This window comes from bacterium, assembly GCA_040755795.1.
Lineage (GTDB): Bacteria > UBA9089 > CG2-30-40-21 > CG2-30-40-21 > SBAY01 > JBFLXS01.
The window spans coordinates 1-5,363 of record JBFLXS010000277.1; the positions used below are offsets into that span (position 1 = coordinate 1).

Genomic DNA, 5,363 nt, shown 5'->3' on the forward strand with positions numbered 1-5,363 from the left:
TCTTTCTCCCTTTCTCCTTTATTTCTGTCGGTAAAGGCTCAAAATCTCTATCGATAAACCAGACAGGCTCTTTAAATCGGCCTAACAGATGCGCCACTCCATCTACAAAACCATTCAAATACACCCCTACATCAGCCTCAGAGTCTATCTTAGCCGGTGTTGGGTAGCGTGGGTCTGAAATATCATAAGATTCATCCGGATGGTCTGTGACTATATTTTGCCCATTGGCATACTGGATAGCAGAACTTTCTACCCCGTCTATATCAACAATAATTTGATGGATAAGATTATCATCAGGAATAAGTTCTTCACCAGAAGTGATGGTAAAGGAAGTTGACGCTTCCCCCTTGGCAGGTAAATTTAGTGTAGAAGCAGGAGATTTAGTCAGAGAGAGACATTTTGATTTCTTTATAAGCTTCATTTTTATCTTGGCAGTCTTTGACTCTTTAGTATTATTTTTGATTGTGATGTAGTGTGTATGTAATTCATGCGGTTCTGTAAAATTCTGCCAGCTTGGATGGACAGAGACAACAAAATCCGTAGGGAAATGGTAGTAAGCTACCAAAGTAAATTGATTCAAAAAGAAACTTAAGGGACTACTATATCTATCAGTACAGTGGGCAGCCAATTGTATATCCTGTCCACTACCACCAACAACTATAGTGGCATGGGCAAAGGTATTATTTGGTTTTCCAAAGATAACTACATCTCCAACTTCTATGTCATCAGGAGGGACACTACCACTACTATGAGCAGCATTCTGAGAGTTGGTAAGATGAGTATGAAGATCATCACAATTAATAATGGTTTTCTTTCCACAAGGTTGAAGAAAAGCTCCAGGACCATCACTTAAATCAAGCCTACCTGCTATTAAACATTGAGATACAAAATTAGCACAATCTCGACATTTATTAGCAATACTATAATAGTTATACTCATGGTTGTAATCTGTATGAATACCATCTTCATCTTTATCCGTATTCCACCAATCTTCAGCATAACTTACTGCTTTATCCCGATCATAGGTAAGTCCATACGGCACAAAAGTAAAAATTATTCCTGCAACTATAAAATTTCTCCAAAGCCACTGTTGTAAACTGTATTTTAGTTTGAGAAAGAATTTAATCATTTCAAAATCTCCCCCTATAATATGTTTTATTTTGGCTTCTCTTCTATCTTTTCTAATATCTGTTTAGATTCTTCTCGAACATTTCTATTCTCATGTTTTAAAGCCTCTTTTAACGAGGATATTGCATCTTTATTTCCTTCTTTCGCTAATCTCTTTAAACATTTTAAAGCATCATCTCGTACATATTCATCTTTGTCATTTAGTCCCTCTTTTATAAGGCAAATTGCTTCTTTATTTCCCTTCCGCCCCAATCTCTCTAATAGTCTCAAGGTAGTCCGCCTAATATATTCATCTTTATCATTTACTCCCTCTTTTAGGAGGTGAAAAGCCTCTTTATCTCTATCTCCTATTTCTGCTAAACAACATAACGCTTCATTTCGTATCCACTTATCGTTATCTTTTAAAGCATCTCTTAGAACAGGAAATATTAATACCTTTGAATTATCTGGGTCTAAATTTATCAATGACAAAGCTGCCTCTAGACGCACCTTTATATCTTTATCTTGTAAAGCGGCTTTCATCGCAGGAATAGCTTCTTTTATCCCTAAATCCTTAAGAAATATAAAAGCCTTTGCTTTAATTAAAAGAGGTAATACTAATTCTATCTCTCCTGAAAGTGCAAGTGCGCAAGATGCAGAGCCACGTACTTTTTTATTTTCATCATTTAAAGCCTCTTTCAAAGCATTTATAACAGATTTATCCTTTATCCCCCCTAAAGCAGAAGCGGCCTGGACTCGTGCCTCAGCAACTTCATAAGTTTTTAACACCTCAATCAATACAGGTATTCCTCTTGGGTCCTCTGCGCGTCCTAAGTCAAGAAGTCTCATATCTTCATAATCTGGAGGGCATAATGTTTTATCTTTCATTGCCTTTCTTACACTTTTAATAAGAGAAGGCACTTGAGGTTTAAGCTTCTTTCTATAATGTTCTATTAATTCCATTTCTACTTTTGCCTGTTTTTCATCACCTTTATACCTTTTTACTAATTGTTCCCATATTTCTTCTCTTCTAACCTTCCACCATTTCTCTACTTCTTCCTGAGACATTTTCTCATACTGTCTAATCTCTGCCTCACTCATTTTAACCTTTGTTTCTTTCACTTCACTTTTACCTTCAGCCGTTTTCCCACCCATAGCTTGTAACACTGTACCTCCCCAAATCACCATACTTAAAACCACCAAACTCCCTAATACTTTTTTAACCATTTAAAAACACCTCCTCAAGATATTTTGAAATAAATTGAAATAGATAGGAATTTATTGTTTTTTTTACTACCAATTTCTATAAATTTCTACTATATTTCTATCTATTTCTATTATATTTAATATACCACATTTTTTAACATTTGTCAAATTCAATTTTTCATTTTCCCCTTATTCCTTATTTACACGTCTATTAGTTGATGTATCAAATTATCATCCGGTATTAATTCCTCACCTGAGCTAACTACGAAAGAGGTACTTGCCTCACTATCTGCTGGTAATTCTAATGTAGATACAGGATATTGGGTAATAGAAAGGCAACCTGATTCTTTGATAAGTTTCATCTCAATATTAGCCGTAAAAGACTTATTCTTTGCTTTGTTAGTAATAGTGATGTAATGCGTATGTGATTCATTTGGGTTAGTGAAATTTTGCCAGGTAGGGTGAATTTTAACAAAAATAGCTGGTACAATCTCAAAACTCCAGCGATAAGGAGACCCTTTCAAGTCATGTCCTGGTGTATTGGCATTATCCTTTGCCTCAATTGAGCAAGAATACTCACCGTAGTCTAACTTATTCACTGCTGATGCTTGATGGAAAGTCCCCTGTGGGGTATCCAATCTTATAGTTGAATTATCAATCCCTGAGGCATAGCCATTAACTGGTGGGTCAAAAAGTGTAGCAGAGATATTGACCGTATAAGGCGTGTCCTCAGCAATAATCACCTCACCATTTGCTGGGATGGTTGCAGTTACCTCAGGTTCCTCGGTGTCAACCAGGAAATTATACTCACCACTAATTGGGGCTTGAATAATATCTTGAACTTCCCGACAATTTTCATCGGCTATTGTTACCGGAATTGATATTGTCTCGTTAATATAAAGTTTGGCATTACCATCGTCGCCTTTAGAAATAGGGTGTTTTCCAGAGAAGTTTTTCCCCGAACCAGATAAATCAACCTTTGGTAGTGGTACTATTACAAATCCTCCCTTTTGGTAGATAAGTGTTGGTGGTCCAAGTAATGTATCAGAAGTAATAACCTTCACACTTATTGCCCCTTCTCGCACTGGTGATTCTGGTGAGATAGAGATATTGGCAGTAACAGGTGTAGTTTCAAATTCTTTTTGTAATATCTCCTTCTTGACACCAACATTTTTGAATAAATCTGTATGAAGGACAGATGGAATATTTAAGGTACTAAGTGCTATAGTTTCTAATAATTGTTGATGTAATCCTACCCCTTTGGCAGAATCAAAAGATACTACTCCATCACCATTATTTATCCTATCTTCTGCCAGATTAATGTATTTGACTTTAGGAACTTCAGGATTTAGTGCCTTTTGCGAGAAATAGTCCATAAAGTTACTCGAAGTGCGTAATTGTTCCATTCCCACAGTATCAGCATCCGGAAGGTCAATGCCAAATATATTAGCAATCTCATCGATTTTCTTAGCCTCTTTTACAAATTCATATACTCGATCTGCCCAAAAACTCCCCTTATTTGGTGTCCCCAGCATAATAATCTGATTGATGTCATTGCCGTAGCGGGGGATGTTGGAGATGGTTTTAGTGACTTCCTCCTTTTTATTTACATCATAATAAGTATACTCCATTGTAGATTGATATTGATTACCAAACATCATCGTATATAGTTCAGCAACCAGTCCACCTCTTGAGTAAGCTACTATATCCACCTTATCACTCCCTGTTCGTTTTTTAACCTCATCAATTGCCTGCTTAAGTAATTTCACATCCTCCTGGATAAATCCCTGCCCACGATTCAAAAACTCTTTACCTACATCCGCGAGGGTGAATACATCTATCCCTGCATTTTTCAATGTTTTTACCAGACATCCATTCTTCATATCTTGTGAAGTGCTGTTGATTCCTGGGAGAATCAACACTGGATATTTTGCTAACGCATTACTACACCATAATACGGTGAAGATTAAACCTAATGTGATCCTTTTAATCATAACTTACCACCTCCAATTACTCAAATACTTAAATCAAAATTCAAACTCACTATCTGGAATACCAGTGTTTATCTGGATATTACTTAATATATACTCTTCTCTTGTTTCATCTGGTCTGTATTTAGGAAGAGGAGGTTGAATTTTTACAAATTTTCTTGGAATCCAAATATTGTCAATCAATTCAAAGTCAGTAATTTCTGTCTGTTCTGTGTATCGCTCCATCCTCCTAGACCAACAATTAATTTTTTTTATAACACTCATATTATAATCAATCCATAATTCTACTGTAGCACCTGTAGGATAATTATAATCATCCTCAGGATTACTTTCTTTCGGCACAGCCTCAATGACCCAGATATTTTCTTCTGAGTGGCTGATGACTTTTGTATCGAATTTAGTCATTATCTCATCCAACCGCCAGTAGAAATCAAACCTACCCGGCTCTAATAAATAATACCAATAAAGTGGGTCAGAATCAATTTCCCATTTCCCCCATCTTAGGTGGAGGGTATACTCGGTATTATTTTTCGTAATAATTGTTCTCTTTTCATTAGGAGGAACTTCCTTAATCTTATCCGGTGCCTTAAAATACCATTTCTCTTTCTGACTATACACTCCTGTTGGGAACATAGGTGGGAGAGGTTTACTCTCTAATTTTACTGCCACATCTGCCTTCAGGTCTTGTATCTTCTGGTAATTCGCCTTGACTTTATCCAGCAATGCCTGGACAGTAGGCGTGCCGATTTGTTTTGGTCTAAGTTGTAGATTTTTCTTTTTAACCACCTGTTCCTGCTTTGTCTTTTGCTCCTTAGCTTTTAGCCATGGCCATTGCCATTCTATACCCTGGGCTATAGTGCTACTGCCCAGCAAAACACACATCACCGCAATACTACACATTATGGTCTTAATCCCTGTTCCTCTTGAATTTTCCTTTAAACTTCTTTTACCCATTTTAAATCTACCTCCTTAATTTTGGTAATTGGTAACTGGTGAATGGTAATTAGTTACCAATTAACCCATTACTTTTACTTAGTTTTAATTTCGTGAAGCCCTATT

At 36.4% G+C, this 5,363-nt stretch carries 4 protein-coding genes; all 4 read right to left on the reverse strand.

Annotated features, from left to right (window positions below):
• Window positions 1-1,129 (reverse strand): amidase domain-containing protein (locus tag AB1414_14660; GenBank protein ID MEW6608663.1); only part of this gene is annotated, 1,129 nt, incomplete at its 3' end.
• Between the two features lie 26 nt (window positions 1,130-1,155).
• On the reverse strand, window positions 1,156-2,334 hold the full coding sequence (locus AB1414_14665) for a HEAT repeat domain-containing protein (protein MEW6608664.1): 1,179 nt from the start codon (window positions 2,332-2,334) through the stop codon (window positions 1,156-1,158).
• Window positions 2,335-2,513: 179 nt separating this feature from the next.
• On the reverse strand, window positions 2,514-4,307 hold the full coding sequence (locus tag AB1414_14670; GenBank protein MEW6608665.1) for a hypothetical protein: 1,794 nt from the start codon (window positions 4,305-4,307) through the stop codon (window positions 2,514-2,516).
• Window positions 4,308-4,340: 33 nt separating this feature from the next.
• Complete coding sequence (locus AB1414_14675) at window positions 4,341-5,258, reverse strand: hypothetical protein (GenBank protein ID MEW6608666.1); 918 nt, start codon at window positions 5,256-5,258, stop codon at window positions 4,341-4,343.
• Window positions 5,259-5,363: the final 105 nt, after the last annotated feature.